The sequence below is a fragment of the Aromatoleum toluolicum genome, assembly GCF_012911005.2.
GTDB lineage: Bacteria > Pseudomonadota > Gammaproteobacteria > Burkholderiales > Rhodocyclaceae > Aromatoleum > Aromatoleum toluolicum.
Genome location: NZ_WTVS01000003.1, coordinates 130,817 through 145,612 on the forward strand (window position 1 = coordinate 130,817; position 14,796 = coordinate 145,612).

At 67.5% G+C, this 14,796-nt stretch carries 16 protein-coding genes; 8 read left to right on the forward strand and 8 right to left on the reverse strand.

Going from position 1 to position 14,796, the window contains the following annotated elements; genetic code table 11:
* Positions 1 to 36: 36 nt before the first annotated feature.
* The 4 genes from GPA27_RS02655 to GPA27_RS02670 all read right to left on the reverse strand — a co-directional run bounded on the left by GPA27_RS02655 (position 37) and on the right by GPA27_RS02670 (position 5,410).
* Entirely contained in the window at positions 37 to 2,883 is a 2,847-nt protein-coding gene (locus tag GPA27_RS02655; RefSeq protein ID WP_169137546.1) for a valine--tRNA ligase, read from the reverse strand.
* Between the two features lie 93 nt (positions 2,884 to 2,976).
* Positions 2,977 to 3,456: a hypothetical protein gene (locus tag GPA27_RS02660; RefSeq protein ID WP_211164799.1), complete on the reverse strand. Its 480-nt coding sequence runs from the start codon at positions 3,454 to 3,456 to the stop codon at positions 2,977 to 2,979.
* Positions 3,453 to 3,893, reverse strand: coding sequence for a DNA polymerase III subunit chi (locus GPA27_RS02665; RefSeq protein WP_169137548.1), 441 nt, complete (start codon positions 3,891 to 3,893; stop codon positions 3,453 to 3,455). Before GPA27_RS02665 ends, GPA27_RS02660 begins: the two co-directional genes overlap by 4 nt.
* Before the next feature lie 17 nt (positions 3,894 to 3,910).
* Positions 3,911 to 5,410: a leucyl aminopeptidase gene (locus GPA27_RS02670; RefSeq protein WP_169137550.1), complete on the reverse strand. Its 1,500-nt coding sequence runs from the start codon at positions 5,408 to 5,410 to the stop codon at positions 3,911 to 3,913.
* A gap of 107 nt (positions 5,411 to 5,517) precedes the next feature.
* Between GPA27_RS02670 and lptF the strand changes: the two genes are divergently transcribed.
* Complete coding sequence (gene lptF, locus GPA27_RS02675; protein ID WP_169137552.1) at positions 5,518 to 6,597, forward strand: LPS export ABC transporter permease LptF; 1,080 nt, start codon at positions 5,518 to 5,520, stop codon at positions 6,595 to 6,597.
* Positions 6,594 to 7,673 carry an LPS export ABC transporter permease LptG gene (lptG, locus tag GPA27_RS02680; protein ID WP_169137554.1) on the forward strand — a complete coding sequence of 360 codons (1,080 nt, stop codon included), beginning with the start codon at positions 6,594 to 6,596 and terminating at the stop codon, positions 7,671 to 7,673. The genes lptF and lptG overlap by 4 nt, the downstream gene beginning before the upstream one ends.
* Before the next feature lie 56 nt (positions 7,674 to 7,729).
* On the opposite strand, the gene GPA27_RS02685 is transcribed toward lptG, so the two are convergent.
* Both GPA27_RS02685 and GPA27_RS02690 read right to left on the reverse strand, forming a co-directional pair.
* Positions 7,730 to 8,506, reverse strand: coding sequence for a ferredoxin--NADP reductase (locus GPA27_RS02685; protein ID WP_169137556.1), 777 nt, complete (start codon positions 8,504 to 8,506; stop codon positions 7,730 to 7,732).
* An 88-nt stretch (positions 8,507 to 8,594) separates the two neighbouring features.
* A complete protein-coding gene (locus tag GPA27_RS02690; protein WP_169137558.1) occupies positions 8,595 to 8,834 on the reverse strand; it encodes a hypothetical protein in 240 nt (79 codons plus the stop codon).
* 173 nt (positions 8,835 to 9,007) lie between these two features.
* Between GPA27_RS02690 and GPA27_RS02695 the strand changes: the two genes are divergently transcribed.
* Positions 9,008 to 9,445, forward strand: coding sequence for an RrF2 family transcriptional regulator (locus GPA27_RS02695; RefSeq protein ID WP_169137560.1), 438 nt, complete (start codon positions 9,008 to 9,010; stop codon positions 9,443 to 9,445).
* Positions 9,446 to 9,506: 61 nt separating this feature from the next.
* Here the strand turns inward: GPA27_RS02695 and GPA27_RS02700 are convergent, their stop codons facing one another.
* Entirely contained in the window at positions 9,507 to 10,670 is a 1,164-nt protein-coding gene (locus tag GPA27_RS02700) for an MFS transporter (protein ID WP_169137625.1), read from the reverse strand.
* Between the two features lie 210 nt (positions 10,671 to 10,880).
* Here GPA27_RS02700 and GPA27_RS02705 point away from each other — a divergent pair, with 210 nt between their 5' ends.
* Positions 10,881 to 11,780, forward strand: a complete 900-nt coding sequence (locus GPA27_RS02705) for a LysR substrate-binding domain-containing protein (protein ID WP_169137562.1) — start codon at positions 10,881 to 10,883, stop codon at positions 11,778 to 11,780.
* Between the two features lie 24 nt (positions 11,781 to 11,804).
* Here GPA27_RS02705 and GPA27_RS02710 read toward each other — a convergent pair whose 3' ends face one another.
* Positions 11,805 to 12,608: an ABC transporter substrate-binding protein gene (locus tag GPA27_RS02710; RefSeq protein WP_169137564.1), complete on the reverse strand. Its 804-nt coding sequence runs from the start codon at positions 12,606 to 12,608 to the stop codon at positions 11,805 to 11,807.
* 208 nt (positions 12,609 to 12,816) lie between these two features.
* On the opposite strand from GPA27_RS02710, the gene GPA27_RS02715 reads away from it, so the two are divergent.
* From GPA27_RS02715 to arsD, 4 genes are all read left to right on the forward strand, one after another.
* A complete protein-coding gene (locus GPA27_RS02715) occupies positions 12,817 to 13,461 on the forward strand; it encodes an RluA family pseudouridine synthase (RefSeq protein ID WP_169137566.1) in 645 nt (214 codons plus the stop codon).
* 79 nt (positions 13,462 to 13,540) lie between these two features.
* Positions 13,541 to 13,912, forward strand: coding sequence for an ArsR/SmtB family transcription factor (locus GPA27_RS02720; protein ID WP_169137568.1), 372 nt, complete (start codon positions 13,541 to 13,543; stop codon positions 13,910 to 13,912).
* Positions 13,909 to 14,388, forward strand: coding sequence for an arsenate reductase ArsC (locus tag GPA27_RS02725; RefSeq protein WP_169137570.1), 480 nt, complete (start codon positions 13,909 to 13,911; stop codon positions 14,386 to 14,388). The genes GPA27_RS02720 and GPA27_RS02725 overlap by 4 nt, the downstream gene beginning before the upstream one ends.
* A gap of 37 nt (positions 14,389 to 14,425) precedes the next feature.
* Complete coding sequence (arsD, locus tag GPA27_RS02730) at positions 14,426 to 14,785, forward strand: arsenite efflux transporter metallochaperone ArsD (protein ID WP_169137572.1); 360 nt, start codon at positions 14,426 to 14,428, stop codon at positions 14,783 to 14,785.
* The last annotated feature ends 11 nt before the right edge of the window (positions 14,786 to 14,796 follow it).

A 14,796-nucleotide genomic window follows, 5' to 3' on the forward strand; every position in this document is an offset into this window, starting at 1 on the left:
ATCGGGCGGCCCCCTTTGCTTTCGGCGTGATGCCGCTCAGCCGCGATTGAGCTTTTCGAGCTGCGGCCGCAGTTTTTCGAGCGTCGCGACGAAGCCGTCGAGGCGGTCGCGTTCCTGCTGCACGACAGCGGCGGGGGCGCGTTCGACGAAGCTGGCGTTGCCGAGCTTGCCATTGGCCTTGCCGATTTCGCCCTCGAGGCGGGCGATCTCCTTCGCGACGCGCTCGCGCTCGGCGGCGATGTCGATCTCGACGCGCAGCATCAGCTTGAAGGCGCCGGACACCGACACCGGCGCGAGTTCGTCGGCGCCGATGTCCTCGACGATCTCGACGCCCGACAGGCGCGCGAGGCCGGCGAGGTAGGGGGCGTAGATCTCGAGCGCGGCGGCGTCGCCCGCGGCGACCAGCGGCATGCGCTGGGCGGGCGAGATCCCCATCTCGCTGCGCAGGTTGCGGCAGGTGCCGACGATGGCCTTCAGCTCCGTGATCTTCGCCTCGGCGGCCTCGTCGATGCGGCCGAAGTCGGCTTCCGGGTAGCGCGCCAGCATGACGCTGTCGGCGTCCTTGCGGCCGGCGAGCGGGGCGACGGTCTGCCACAGCTCCTCGGTGATGAAGGGGATCAGCGGGTGGGCGAGGCGCAGCACCGTTTCCAGCACGCGCAGCAGGGTGCGGCGGGTGGCACGTTGTTGGGCTTCGCTGCCGTTCTGGATCTGCACCTTGGCGAGTTCCAGGTACCAGTCGCAGTACTCGTCCCAGACGAACTCGTACACCGCCTTGGCGACGAGGTCGAAACGGTAGTCCTTGAAGTGCTGTGCGACGTCGGCTTCGGTGCGCTGCAGGCGCGACACGATCCAGCGGTCCGCAAAGGAGAAATCGAGCTTCTCGGCGTTGCAGGCAGCGCTGCCGGAGGTGGCGTCGATGCCGCAGTCCTGGCCTTCGCAGTTCATCAGCACGAAGCGCGTGGCGTTCCACAGCTTGTTGCAGAAGTTGCGGTAGCCCTCGCAGCGCGACAGGTCGAACTTGATGTCGCGGCCCGGCGTGGCGAGCGACGCGAAGGTGAAGCGCAGTGCGTCGGTGCCGAAGGCGGCGATGCCTTCCGGGAATTCCTTGCGCGTCTTCTTCTCGATGCTCTGCGCCTGCTTCGGGTTCATCAGGCCGAAGGTGCGCTTCTTGACGAGTTCCTCGACGGAGATGCCGTCGATGAGGTCGATCGGGTCGAGCACGTTGCCTTTCGACTTCGACATCTTCTGGCCTTCGGCGTCGCGGATCAGGCCGTGCACGTAGACGTCGCGGAACGGGATCCTGCCCGTGATGTGCTTGGTCATCATGACCATGCGGGCGACCCAGAAGAAAATGATGTCGAAGCCGGTGACGAGGACCGAAGACGGCAGGTAGAGGTCGAGCGCGTCGTTCGACTTGGCCGGCCACTCCGGCGTCCAGTCGAGCGTCGAGAACGGCCACAGGGCGGAGGAGTACCAGGTATCGAGCACGTCCTCGTCGCGGCGCAGCCTGCCGGTGTAGCCGTCCTTCGCGGCGAGCGCCTTCGCTTCGTCTTCGCTGTGCGCGACCCACACGCGCAAGTCACCCTCGACGTCGGCGTACCAGGCGGGGATCTGGTGGCCCCACCACAGCTGGCGGGAGATGCACCAGTCCTGGATGTTGTTGAGCCATTGGTTGTAGGTGTTAACCCAGTTCTCGGGGTAAAAGCGGATTTCGCCGGAGGCGACGCATTCGAGCGCCTTCCCGGTGATGCTCTTGCCGTCCGCGCCGGGTTTGCTCATGGCGACGAACCACTGGTCGGTGAGCATCGGTTCGATGACGGCGCTGGTGCGGTCGCCGCGCGGCACCATGAGTTTGTGCGGCTTGACCGCGGCGAGGAGGCCGAGGGCTTCGAGGTCCTGCACGATCTGTTCGCGCGCGACGAAGCGATCGAGGCCGCGGTACTTCTCGGGCGCGTCGTCGCTGACGTGGGCGTCGAGCCGCAGGATGCTGATCATCGGCAGCTTGTGGCGCAGGCCGACCGCGTAGTCGTTGAAGTCGTGCGCGGGCGTGACCTTGACGCAGCCGGTGCCGAATTCGCGGTCGACGTATTCGTCGGCAATGATCGGGATCTCGCGGTCGCACAGCGGCAGCGTGATGGTCTTGCCGATCAGCTGCGCGTAGCGCTCGTCCTCGGGGTGCACCATCACGGCGACGTCGCCGAGCATGGTTTCGGGGCGGGTGGTCGCGACGGTGAGGCCGGGCAGGCCTTCGATCGGGCCGTCCGAGAAGGGGTAGGTGATGTGCCACAGGAAGCCGTCTTCCTCTTCGGACACCACTTCGAGGTCGGACACCGCGGTGCCGAGCTTGGGGTCCCAGTTGACGAGGCGCTTGCTGCGGTAGATCAGGCCTTCGTTGTAGAGGCGCACGAAGGTCTCGGTGACGATCTTCGACAGGCCGGCGTCCATCGTGAAGCGCTCGCGCTTCCAGTCGGGCGAGGTGCCCATGCGGCGCATCTGGCGCGTGATCGTGCCGCCGGAGTATTCCTTCCATTCCCACACCTTCTCGAGGAACTTCTCGCGGCCGAGGTCGTGGCGCGAGATGCCCTTGGCGTCGAGCTGGCGTTCGACGACGATCTGCGTCGCGATGCCGGCGTGGTCGGTGCCCGGCTGCCACAGCGTGTTGAAGCCGCGCATGCGGTGGTAGCGGGTGAGCGCATCCATGATGGTCTGGTTGAAGCCGTGACCCATGTGCAGCGTGCCGGTGACGTTCGGCGGCGGCAGCAGGATGCAGAAGGCGTCGGGGTTGGACTTGTCCAGTCCGGCGTCGAAGTGACCGCGCGACTCCCATTCCGGATACCAGCGGGCTTCGATGTCCGCGGGCTCAAAACTCTTGGCCAGTTCCATGGTGTGCTCAGGGGCTTGAAGGCAAAGGGCGGATTATAGCGGATCGAGGCCGCCTGCCTTGCCGCCGCAGCATTTGCCGGCCGGTGCGGCCCCTCAGGACTGGTCCGGCGGGAGGACGTCGGTGTTCTTTTCGAGATGGCGCGAGATGTGCGCGGACAGCTCCGGCAGCAGGCTTGCGCGCAGATGGGCGAGGGCTTGTTCGCGAATGTTGGCGCCCAGCCGGTCGAGTTCGCGCGCGACGATCTGCGGCAGTTCGGCGTGGAACCAGGCTTCGACGGCGCGCGAGACTTCGGTGTCGAGGCTGATGAGCTGCTCGGCGAGTTCGCTGGCCGAGCGTTTCGCCTGCGGCGGCCGGGGCGAAGCGAGCTCGGCGGGCAGGTCTTCCGGCGCGACGACTTCGGTCAGGACGGGAAGATCCTCGTCGTCCAGCGAGATCACCTCTTCCGGGGCCGGCGGCTGCGGCTCCGGGCCCCGGTGCCGCTTGAGCAGGGCGTCGGCCTTGTCGAGGAGGAGGTCGGCGGCCTTGAGGTCGTCGTCGGGGTCGAGCCGTGGCGGCAGCGGCCAGGTGTTCATAGGGGCTCCCTGCGGATCGCGTCGAAGGCCTGCAGGGGCAGGTCCTCCTGCTTGTACTGCATCCAGCGCGCCCGAGCGGGGAGCTTCTGCGCTTCGTTCTGGCCGATGATCTCGATCACCATGCGAAAGCGCTCGTGGCCGGGCGGCACGTCGTCGGCGAGGTTGAAAAGGATCTCGGCGTGCGGCCACTCGTTCGGTGCTTCCGCGTGGCCGATGACGACCGGCGTTTCGGCCGCGAGGGGAGAGCCCACCATCACGTGCGGCACGAAGGCCTGCTGCTCGAAGCTCCACAGCAGCTGGTCGAGCTGGCGGGCGGCCGTCGCATCCTGCGTGCGCAAGGCGACCTTGCGGCCGCTGCCGTAGGCCCGCGCGGCGAGCTCGCAGGCGAGCGACAGCGGGTTCTCGGCGTTATGGTAGAACTGCACGCGTGGAGGCATGGCGGCCGTTTCCCGGCTCAGGCCCCGGCAGCCTGGCTGCGCGCGATCAGGAACTCGGCGAGCAGCGGAACGGGGCGGCCGGTCGCGCCCTTGGCGTCGCCCGACAGCCAGGCCGTGCCGGCGATGTCGAGGTGCGCCCATTTGTACGCCTTGGTGAAGCGCGCGAGGAAGCAGGCCGCGGTGATCGTGCCGCCGTAGCGCCCGCCGATATTGGCCATGTCGGCGAAATTGCTCTTGAGCAGTTCCTGGTATTCGTCCCACAGGGGCAGTTGCCACACGCGGTCGCCGGAAACCGTGCCGCAGTCGGTGAGCTCGCGCGCGAGCTCGTCGTCGTTGGCGAGCAGGCCGCTGGGGATCTTGCCCAGCGCGACGACGCAGGCGCCGGTGAGGGTGGCGATGTCCACGACGCAGGCGGGCTTGAAGCGCTCGGCGTAGGTCAGGGCGTCGCACAGGATCAGGCGGCCTTCGGCGTCGGTGTTGAGGATCTCGATGGTCTGGCCGCTCATCGAGGTGACGACGTCGCCGGGCTTGGTCGCGCCGCCGCCGGGCATGTTCTCGGTGCTCGGGACGATGCCGACGACGTTGATCGGCAGCGCCATGCGCGCCAGCGCCCTGAAGGTGCCGAGCACGCTCGCGGCGCCGCACATGTCGAACTTCATCTCGTCCATCTCGGCGCCGGGCTTGAGCGAGATGCCGCCGGTGTCGAAGGTGATGCCCTTGCCGACGAGCACGACGGGCTTGTCCTTGGCCTTGCCGCCCTTGTAGTGCAGCACGATGAACTTGGGCGGCTGGTGCGAGCCGTGCGCGACCGACAGCAGGGAGCCCATGCCGAGCTTTTCCATGTCCTCGCGTTCGAGCACCTCGACCTTGAGCTTGAACTGCTTGCCGAGTTCGATGGCGGTCTCGGCGAGGTGGGTCGGCGTGCAGTAGTTGCCCGGCAGGTTGCCGAGATCTTTCGCCAGCGCCATGCCTTCGGCGATCGCCTGGCCGCGTTTGACGGCGGCCTCCATGGCGGCGGAGATCTTGTTGCGCGTGGCCAGCACGACCTTGCGCGCCCCGCGCGGCTTGTCGTCCTTCTTCTTCGATTTGGTGGTGTCGTAGCGATAGGTGCCGTCGGCCAGCGTGCGTGCGAGCTGCTGCAGCGCCCATTCGGCGTCGCGTCCGGGAAGCTCGACGTCGGCGAGGCACACGGCGGCGTCGTGGGAGGGCGAGGCTGCGAGGGCCTTGGCGACGGCGCCGACCGCGTCGCGCCACGCACGGTCGCCGAGTTCTTCCTGCTTGCCGAGGCTGACGACGAGCACGCGTTCGGCGGTGCAGCCCGGAAGATCATGCAGGGCGAGCAGCGAACCGGCCTTTTCGTCGAGGTCGCCGCGGGCGATCAGCGCGGCGAGCTTGCCTTTGGCCGCCTTGTCGAGGGCGGCTGCGGCGTCGGTGAGCGTACCGCCGGCAAATGCTCCGACGACCAGGCTGCCGGTCTTGAGCTTTTCCGGGGCTCCGGTCTTTATGGTAAATTCCATGCCCTGTTCCTTTATTAGACGCGTCGTTCCGATTGCCGCCGATTATGGCCCGTTCGCGGCAAACGCGTCAAAAACCCCGCACTCCAACGAGATCCAGGCTTCGCGCGATGATTTTCAGCCGCGCCCTCCGGCGTGAATTCTCCCAGTCGGCTGCCGGTGTATTCGTCGCCCTGTTTGCGATCGTCATCACCGTCGTGCTGGTGCGTCTGCTCGGGCAGGCGGCCGGCGGCCGCGTACCTCCCGATGCCGTGCTTGCGCTGATCGGCTTCGGCGCACTGACCGAGCTGCCCATCGTGCTGTCGCTGACCGTGTTCATCTCGGTGCTGATGCCGTTGTCGCGCTCGTACCGCGATTCGGAGATGGTCGTGTGGTTCGCGTCGGGCGTGCCGCTGACGGGCTTCATCCGGCCGGTGCTGCGTTTTGCGCTGCCGGTGGTGATCGCGATCGCGGCGGCGACCCTGTTCCTGTCGCCGTGGGCACACCAGAAGAACGCCGAGTTCCAGGCACGGCTCGACTCGCGTGACGATGCGTCACGCGTCGCGCCAGGGGTGTTCCGCGAGTCGGCCGCGTCGCAGCGCGTCTTCTTCGTCGAGATGGGGGCGGGAGAGAACGGCAAGGTGCGCAACGTGTTCGTGAGTTCGGAACAGAACGGCCGCCTGAGCGTCATCGTGTCGGCCGAGGGCTCGTTGCACACCGATGCGAACGGCGACCGCTTCGTCGTGCTCGAGAAGGGGCGGCGTTACGAGGGCCAGCCGGGCACGCCCGAATATCGCGTGATGGAATTCGAGCGGTACTCGGTGTTGATCGAGGAGCGCAAGGTGGCCGGCCAGTCGTCGCGCACGCGCGTGATCCCGACCGCGGAGCTCCTCGCGTCGCCCACGGATCGCAATCTCGGCGAGCTGCTCGGACGCATCGGCGTGCCCGTTGCCGCGCTGTTGCTGGCGCTGATGGCGATCCCGCTGTCCTTCGTGAATCCGCGCGCCGGGCGGGCGAACAACCTGCTCTTCGCGATCCTGACCTATCTCGTCTACAGCAACGCGATCAGTATCTTCCAGTCCTGGGTCGGGCAGGGGCGGCTGCGCTTCGAGCTCGCCGTGTGGCTGCCGCACGTGGTGGTGCTCGTCGTGCTTGCGCTGATGTTCTACCGGCGCCTCGCGGTGTCGCCGTTCTGGAGGGCGCGCGCATGATGACGGTGCTGGGACGCTATGTCGCCCGCGAAGTTGTCGGGGCGACCTTCACGGTGCTGCTCGCCTTCCTCGGGCTGTTCGCGTTCTTCGACTTCCTCAACGAGCTCGATTCCGTCGGCAAGGGGGGGTACGAGCTGCATCACGCCCTGCTGTATGTGGCGATGATCCTGCCGGGGCGGGTGTATGAACTTCTGCCGATCGCGGTACTGATCGGCACGCTGTATTCGCTCACGACGCTCGCGCGTCATTCCGAAATCACCGTGATGCGCGCGTCGGGAATGTCGACGGCTAAGATGTTGCGTGTGCTCGCGGGGATCGGGACGATCTTCGTCGTCGCGACGTTCGTCTTCGGCGAGTACGTGGCGCCGCCGGCCGAGCGGGCCGCGCAGCAGTGGCGCCTGACTGCGACCAATTCGACGGTTTCGAGCCAGCTCAGGTCGGGCCTGTGGGTGAAGGATGGCCCGCGCTTCGTGAACGTGCGGACGCTGCAGCCGGACCGCAGCATGGAGAAGGTGAGGATCTTCGAGTTCGACGAGCACCATGCGTTGCGCTCGGTGACCGAGGCTGCAGCCGGCCGCTACCTGGCCGACGAGAACGGCTGGCGCCTGAACGGCATCCGCCAGACGCGCTTCCTCGGCGATCGCACCGAGGTCGTGGATCTGGCGGAAATGGACTGGAAGTCGGAGCTGACACCGGAAGTGCTGAGCGTGCTGATGGTGCTGCCGGAACGGATGTCGGTGGCGACGCTGGTAGCCTATGTGAACCACCTGCGCGAGAACCAGCAGAACTCCGACCGCTACGAGATCGCGCTGTGGAAGAAGCTGATCTATCCGTTTGCGGCACTGGTGATGATGGCGCTGGCGCTGCCGTTCGCAATGAGCCACGAACGCATGGGCGGGGTGAGCGTGAAGGTCTTCCTCGGCGTGATGCTGGGGGTGGGTTTCCACCTGTTGAACGGCCTGTTCTCGAACCTGGGCGTGATCAACAGTTGGCCGCCGGTGCTCGCGGCGTCGACGCCAAGTTTGCTCTTCGTCGTGGCGGCCGCCGGGCTACTGTTCTGGGTCGAGCGGCGCTGAGTCTTTTTCCGGGTGCCCGTCGCGGCACTCGTCCCAGGGGCCTTTCCTGACGCCCTTTACCAGCCGTTCTCGACCGCGATCTGTGCGGGGGCCGCGAGCCGGCTCAGCCGGCAGCCTTTTGCGATCAGTGCGCGATGCGTGTCGCGCACCATGTCGGGACTGCCGCATACCATCAGGCGTGAGTGTTCGGGGCTGATGCGCAGGCCCACATGCGCTTCTATGGTGCCGTCGTCCAGAAGTGCCGGGATGCGTCCCGCGAGGGCCTCAGCCGAGCGGTCGCGGCTGAGGACGGACTGATAGGCGAGGCGATCGCCGACGTCGGCCCACAGCGGATGGCATCGCAGCGCATCGATTTCCTCGCGGTAAGCGAGTTCGGCGGATTCACGCACGCCATGCACGAGGACGAGGCGTTCGAAGCGCCGCCAGGTGTCCTCGTCCTGAAGGATCGACAGGAAGGGGGCGAGGCCGGTGCCGGTCGCGAGCATCCACAGGTCGCGACCGTCGGCGAAGCGGTTGGTGTTGAGGAAGCCGTAGGCCGTGCGCTCGATCATTATTTCGTCGTCGGGCTCGAGCGAATCGAGCAGGGTTGTGAATTCCCCGCCCGGGACGATGATCGAGTAGAACTCCAGATGGTCGTCCCAAGGTGCGGAGGCGATCGAGTACGCGCGCCAAACCGGGCTGCCGTTCGGTTTGCGCAGACCGAGACGCGCGAACTGGCCGGGAACGAAGCGGAACGACGGGTCGCGTGCGAGGCGAAAGGAGAGGAGCTTGGGCGTCCAGCGCCGCCTGGAGAGCAGCCGCGCGGTGCCGTGCTTTGCGTCGAGTGCGAGCATCGTAGTCCTCCTTGTGCCGGTCGGGCCGTGTGTTGGGATGCGGCGTGCAGACCCGCGTATTCACTCCCGGCGAGCGGATGCGCCCCGTTCAACCGGCAGACATGTTCCCGAGTGCGTGGTGCGACGCGAGACGCACGACGTATCCGATCTTGAAGAACGCCGCGGACACCGGCAGCACCAGGTGGCCGGTGATCTGCACGCCCATGCCGAAGCGTTCGGCGAAGGGATAGGCCACGAGGGCGGCGCCGAGCATGCCGAGACCGGAAAGGATCATGGTGGCGCGGCCGAGCGTGAGGGTCTGTCGGGCGGTGAGGCGGGTGGGGCGCATCGCTGTACTCCGGGAACGAGACATGGCGGGCGGCAGACGGGTCCAACCGGGTGCCGCGGGTTAAGAAGAATATAAAATGAATCTTTAAAAAGAGTCAACGTGGACGAATCTTTAACCCGCGTTCCGTATAATGGGATTCACGCCGCCGCCCGACGGCCGCCCCGGGAACTGCCATGCATCTGACCCAGCACACCGATTACGCCTTGCGCGTGTTGATCTACCTCGCGGTCAACGAAGATCGCCTCGTGACGATCGCGGAGGTGTCCGAACGTTTCAGCATCTCGCGCAGCCATCTGATGAAGATCGCGAACCACCTCGTGCGCGACGGGTTCGTCGAAGGGCTGCGGGGCAAGGGCGGCGGCTTGCGGCTCGCGCATGCACCGGAGGCCGTGAATGTTGGTGCGGTGGTGCGCAGCATGGAGCGCGGGATGGCGCTGGTCGAATGCTTCGGCACCGGCAGCCAGTGTCTGCTGACACCCGACTGCAGGCTGAAGGGCGTGCTCGGCCGCGCGCTGGAGGCCTTCATGCAGGTGCTCGACAAGGTTTCGCTGGCCGAGCTGGTCGATGAGCCCCAGCGCGAGGTGCTGCACATCCTGCGGCGCAGCGCATGAGGGCCGTGGAGCGCCGGACGACGTCCGGCCCGGCCTGCGCAGCGAAGTTGTCGGCGTGGCGTCAGCCGGCCGGAGTGAGGACTGGAGGCTGGCCGACGGGTAGAAGCCTGCGCAACTGCCAGGCGCACAGGAGCGCGAGTGCAGCGCACAGGCTCAGGGCGGCGGTCACGCCGGGCCACGCGGCGAATTCCCACGCCAGGCCGGAGAGTGTGCCGATGAGGCTCGCGCCGAGGTAATAGCTGCACAGGTAGAGCGCAGTCGCGAGGGCGCGCCGTTCGCCGGACCGGCGCCCGACCCAGCCGCTCGCTGTGGTGTGGGCGCCGAAATACCCGAAGGTGAAGACGGCGACGCCCGCGACGATGGCTGCGAGGTGGTCGGTGAGGGCGATCGCGAGGCCCGCGCCGCAGACGACGATCATGATCCACAGCAGGGCGCGGCGGCCGATACGGTCGACCAGACGCCCGGTCCACGCCGACGACAGCGTGCCGACCATGTACAGCAGGAACACCGCGCCGATGGCGGTCTGGCCGAGCGAGAAGGGCGCCGCGTGGAGACGGAAGCCGAGGTAGTTGTAGAGGCTGGTGAAGACGCCCATCATCAGAAAGGCGACCGCGAAGAGCCGGCGCAGTCCGCTGTCGGCAAGCAGGATGGCGATGTCGCCGAGCACCCGCGCGGGCAGGGCGGACCGTGCGCGGAAGTGGTGCGATGGCGGCAGGCAGCGCCAGAAGACGAGGGTCGCGACGAGCCCGAGCACGCCGAGCGCCGCCGCGGCGATGCGCCACGAGCTCCAGTCCGTGAGGCCGGCGACTAGGAAGCGCCCGCTCATGCCCCCGAGGGCATTGCCGGCGATGTAGAGGCCCATCGCGCGGCCCTGCGCGCTCGGTGCGATTTCCTCGCCGAGCCACGCCATCGCCGAGGCCGGCAGGCCCGCGAGGACCGCTCCCATCAGCATCCGCAGGACAAGCAACTGGTTGAAGTCCGCCGCGAAGGCGGTCGCAAGCGCGATCACGGTCGCGAGTGCGAGGGACGCCTTCATCAGGCGCTGGCGGCCATAGCGGTCGGACAGGACGCTCGCGGGCAGGAGCATCAGCGCCAGCGCGGCAGTGCCCAGCGACACGGACAGGCTCGCGGTGGTCGGCGCGACGCCGAAGTCGGCGGCAAGGCGGGGGAGGACGGGTTGCGTCGCGTACAGCAGCGCGAAGGTCGCGAAGCCGCCGATGAACATCGCGAGGTTGGCGCGGCGGAAGGCCGGAGTGCCGGCTTCGATCGGGGCGGGGGTAGTGGCGGGGGCTGGGTCTTGCATGGTCGTCCGGTACGGATTCCTGAGGCGATAGTGCTGTGCTGTGCTGCGCTGCGGCGTCAGTGAATCCTAGGTTGCGACCAATGCATACGTCCAATATATTTGAATGGCTCTGGTTATCTGTGGAATATATGAATGGAACTGCGTCACCTTCGCTACTTCGTCGCGGTCGCCGAGGAGCTCAATTTCACGCGGGCGGCCGCGCGCCTGCATATCGGTCAGCCGCCCCTGTCGATGCAGATTCGCGATCTCGAGGACGAGATCGGCACGTCGCTGTTCGAGCGCAACAAACGGCGTGTCGCGCTGACCGAGGCCGGGCGGCGCTTCCTCGAGCATTCGCGCGAGATCCTCGCGCGCTCTCAGGTCGCGACCGAGGATGCCCGCCGTGCCGGGAAGGGGGAGCTGGGGGAATTGCGGGTCGGGTTCACGTCCTCGCTGCCCTATACGACGACCCTTTCGGACGTGCTGCACACCTATCGGCGCGACTTCCCGCAGGTGGCGCTGTCGTTGCGCGAGATGTTCTCCGGGGCGCAGTTCGAGGCGCTGCAGCGCGGCGAGATCGACGTGGGCTTCGTGCGCTACCGCGGCCTGGATGTGCCCGCCGGGATCGTCACGCGCGAGATCGGGCGCGACGCCCTGAGGCTCGTCGTCAATGCCGCGCACCCGTTGGCGCACCGCGCGGACGTCTCGCTCGCGGAATTTCGCGACGAGGGTTTCATTGCCTATCCGCCGGATGTCGGCACCGGATTGCCGGCGATCGTCGATGACCTGTGCCGCAAGGCGGGCTTCGAGGCGCGCATCGTGCAGCGCGCGCGCGAGGCGACGACGCAGATCGGGCTGGTCGCATCCGGGCTCGGCGTTGCGGTGCTGCCGGCGCCGCTGGAGTGCGTGCAGCTGCCGCGCGTGCGCTACCTGGCGATCGGCGACGAGGGGGCGTACCTGTCGCTCGCGGTCGCGTGTGCAGACCGGCCGCCTGCGCCAGTGCTCAATACCTTCCTCGGCGTGATCGGGCGCATTGCGGCACGGCCGGTCTGAAGGGCCGCCGCGGCGTGGCCGCGCCTACTCCTTCAGGCCGCTGGCCCAATCCGCGAACAGGCGGGCGAGGGCGGGCAGCCCCTCGCGGATCGCGACCGGGCCCGGCGCGAGGATGATCGCGGACTTGATCTCGTGGATCTGCCCGTTGCGTACGGCGGGCACGTCCTGCCATCCCGACCGCGCGGCGACCTTCTCCGGCCGGAAGCGCTTGCCGCACCAAGAGCCGATGACGATGTCCGGTTGCCGGCGCGCGGCTTCGAGCGGGTCGGCGAGGCAGCGGTCCTTTGCCGACGGGCGGCTGGCGAGTTCGGCGAAGATGTCTTCGCCGCCGGCGATCCCGATCAGCTCGGACACCCAGCGGATGCCGGAGATCGCCGGCTCATCCCATTCCTCGAAATAGACGCGCGGACGCCGCGGAAGCCGCGCGGCGGCGGCACGCGTCGCGTCGATCAGCTGCTCCAGCTCGCCGACCAGCGCGTGCGCGCGGGGCTCGGCGCCGACGAGGCGACCGACCGTTTCGATCATCGCGAGGATGTCTTCGACGCTGCGCTGGTTGAAGACATGCACGGCGACGCCGGCCTTGACGAGATCGCGGGCGATATCGGCCTGAAGGTCGCAGAAGCACAGCACCAGGTCGGGTTCGACGGCGAGGATGCGGTCGAGGTCGCCGGTGCTGAAGGCGAAGACTTTCGGCTTGTCCTTGCGGGCTTGCGGCGGGATGACCGTGTAGCCGGAAATGCCGACGATGCGGTCCTGCTCGCCGAGGGCGTAGAGGACTTCCACGGTTTCGGTGCTGAGGCAGACGATGCGTCGGGGCAGTCGGGACATGGCGGTTCGATGTGGTGTGAGGACGGCCATTTTGCCGTCAAAGTCGCCGGATGCGCGCCCGGGTTTGCCGGGGGGCGGGAATCCTGCTAAAAGGCGCGGTCCGGTGGCGGATGGCGGGCCTCGGTCGGACGATGTCCGGCATGGTGGGCGCCTCTGCTTTCCCGGTCATTTTTCCCGTTCCCTGCCATCGCCGAGCGCTACCGCAACCGTGCCGCATCTTGCTCCTGCCATCGTCCATGCGGACGACGCCATCGTCGTCGCCGACAAGCCGTCCGGTCTCCTGTCGCAGCCTGCGCGCGGCGAGGAGCGGCAGGATTGTCTCGAGCTGCGCGTACAGGCGCAGTTCCCCGACGCGCTCCTCGTGCATCGTCTGGACATGGCCACATCGGGACTGATCCTGCTCGCACGCGGGCCGGAAATGTTGCGGCGGATGAATCATGCGTTCGCGCAGCGCACGGTCGGCAAACGTTACGTTGCGGTCGTGCACGGCCTCGTCGCGGGCGACCGCGGGGAGATCGATCTGCCGCTGGCGGCCGATCCGGACGCCAATCCGCGCCAGAGGGTCGACCGCGAGCACGGGCGGCGGGCGCTGACACGGTACCGGGTCATCGAGCGCCGTGGCGAGGGCGAGGGTGCGATGTCGCGGGTCGAACTGGAGCCGGTGACCGGGCGCACCCACCAGCTGCGGGTGCACCTGATGTCGCTGGGGCATCCGATTCTTGGCGACGTGCTGTATGCGCCGGCACGGAGCGCGCAACTGCACGCGCGACTGCACCTGCATGCGGCCGCGATCGCCTTCATTCATCCGGAGCGGCGCATCGCGATGACTTTCGAGAGCGTCGTGCCGTTCTGACCCGCTGCGCCGTGACGGCGTTGACGCACGCGGTCGCGTTTCGTTACGATATTTCAACAAATTTGGAAATGTTGAAGCAATGGACGAAAAAGCGGCCGTGGGCGTCTTCGAGTGCCTCTCCTCGGGCGTGCGGCTCGGCGTCTTCCGGCTGCTCGTGAAGGCGGAGCCGGCGGGCATCGTTGCCGGAGACATCGCCTCCGCGCTCGACATCGCACCGAGCAGCCTGTCTTTCCATCTGCGCACGATGACGCAGGCGGGACTCCTGCGCGTGGAGCAGGAGGGGCGATTCCTGCGCTATCGGGCGAATCTCGTGCTGATGACCGAGGTCGTCGGCTTCCTCACCGAAAACTGCTGCAGCGGGGTGGCCGGCGGGTGCCGGGATGGGGACCTTCTCTCCGGACGTTTCCCCGGCTGTGGCTCTTCCAACCCTGTGCGGGAATCGAAAGCATGAATGTGTTGTTCCTGTGTACCGGCAACTCGTGCCGGTCGATCCTTGCCGAGGCGACCTTCAACGCCTTGGCCCCAGCGGGCATGAGGGCGATGAGCGCCGGGAGCCAGCCGGCGGGTTATGTGCATCCGCGCTCGCTGGCGCTGCTGGCGCGCGAAGGCTTCGCGACCGAAGGGCTGTACAGCAAGTCGTGGAGCGATCTGCCGCGGGTGCCCGACCTGATCGTCACGGTGTGCGGCAGCGCCGCCGGCGAGACCTGCCCGGTGGTGCTAGGCAAGGTGCCGCGCACCCATTGGGGCGTCGACGATCCGGCGAAGGCGAGCGGTAGCGATGCGGAGATCGACGCGGCGTTCGTCCATGCCTACCGCGTTTTGCGCGCGCGTATCGAGGCATTCCTCACCTTGCCCGGCGATCTCGCCCGGCGCGATCCCGCTGCGTTCCAGGTGGCGGTCGACCGCATCGGCGAGCTGTCTGCCTGAATTCTCCCTCTTCTCTTCCTCTACCGGGACCATCCTCATGAAATCGATCCAGATCTTCGATCCTGCCCTGTGCTGCAGCTCCGGCGTGTGCGGCGTAGATGTCGACCAGCAACTCGTCACCTTCGCCGCCGACGTCGAGTGGGCGAAGCAGCAGGGTGTTGCGCTCGAGCGCTTCAACCTCGCGCAGCAGCCGCTGGCATTTGTGCAGAACGCGGTGGTGAAGGGCTTCCTCGAGCGTTCGGGCGCCGAGTCGCTGCCGCTGATCCTGATCGACGGGGAGTTCGCGCTGGCGGGGCGTTATCCGACGCGCGACGAGCTCGCCCGCTGGGCCGGCGTGAAGGCCGAGCCGGCCGGGACGTCTGCCGGCGGGTGCTGCAGCGGCGGCCGCTGCTGCTGAGCGGGACGGCG

Bases quoted from the DNA above. Each gene is read 5' to 3' on its own strand.
- GPA27_RS02665 (WP_169137548.1), bottom strand. From the start codon at position 3,893: ATGCCTCCACGCGTGCAGTTCTACCATAACGCCGAGAACCCGCTGTCG.
- lptG (WP_169137554.1), top strand. From the start codon at position 6,594: ATGATGACGGTGCTGGGACGCTATGTCGCCCGCGAAGTTGTCGGGGCG.
- GPA27_RS02700 (WP_169137625.1), bottom strand. From the start codon at position 10,670: ATGTTCATCGGCGGCTTCGCGACCTTCGCGCTGCTGTACGCGACGCAA.
- lptF (WP_169137552.1), top strand. From the start codon at position 5,518: ATGATTTTCAGCCGCGCCCTCCGGCGTGAATTCTCCCAGTCGGCTGCC.
- arsD (WP_169137572.1), top strand. From the start codon at position 14,426: ATGAAATCGATCCAGATCTTCGATCCTGCCCTGTGCTGCAGCTCCGGC.
- GPA27_RS02670 (WP_169137550.1), bottom strand. From the start codon at position 5,410: ATGGAATTTACCATAAAGACCGGAGCCCCGGAAAAGCTCAAGACCGGC.
- GPA27_RS02690 (WP_169137558.1), bottom strand. From the start codon at position 8,834: ATGCGCCCCACCCGCCTCACCGCCCGACAGACCCTCACGCTCGGCCGC.
- GPA27_RS02720 (WP_169137568.1), top strand. From the start codon at position 13,541: ATGGACGAAAAAGCGGCCGTGGGCGTCTTCGAGTGCCTCTCCTCGGGC.
- GPA27_RS02705 (WP_169137562.1), top strand. From the start codon at position 10,881: ATGGAACTGCGTCACCTTCGCTACTTCGTCGCGGTCGCCGAGGAGCTC.
- GPA27_RS02655 (WP_169137546.1), bottom strand. From the start codon at position 2,883: ATGGAACTGGCCAAGAGTTTTGAGCCCGCGGACATCGAAGCCCGCTGG.
- GPA27_RS02660 (WP_211164799.1), bottom strand. From the start codon at position 3,456: ATGAACACCTGGCCGCTGCCGCCACGGCTCGACCCCGACGACGACCTC.
- GPA27_RS02695 (WP_169137560.1), top strand. From the start codon at position 9,008: ATGCATCTGACCCAGCACACCGATTACGCCTTGCGCGTGTTGATCTAC.
- GPA27_RS02725 (WP_169137570.1), top strand. From the start codon at position 13,909: ATGAATGTGTTGTTCCTGTGTACCGGCAACTCGTGCCGGTCGATCCTT.
- GPA27_RS02685 (WP_169137556.1), bottom strand. From the start codon at position 8,506: ATGCTCGCACTCGACGCAAAGCACGGCACCGCGCGGCTGCTCTCCAGG.
- GPA27_RS02710 (WP_169137564.1), bottom strand. From the start codon at position 12,608: ATGTCCCGACTGCCCCGACGCATCGTCTGCCTCAGCACCGAAACCGTG.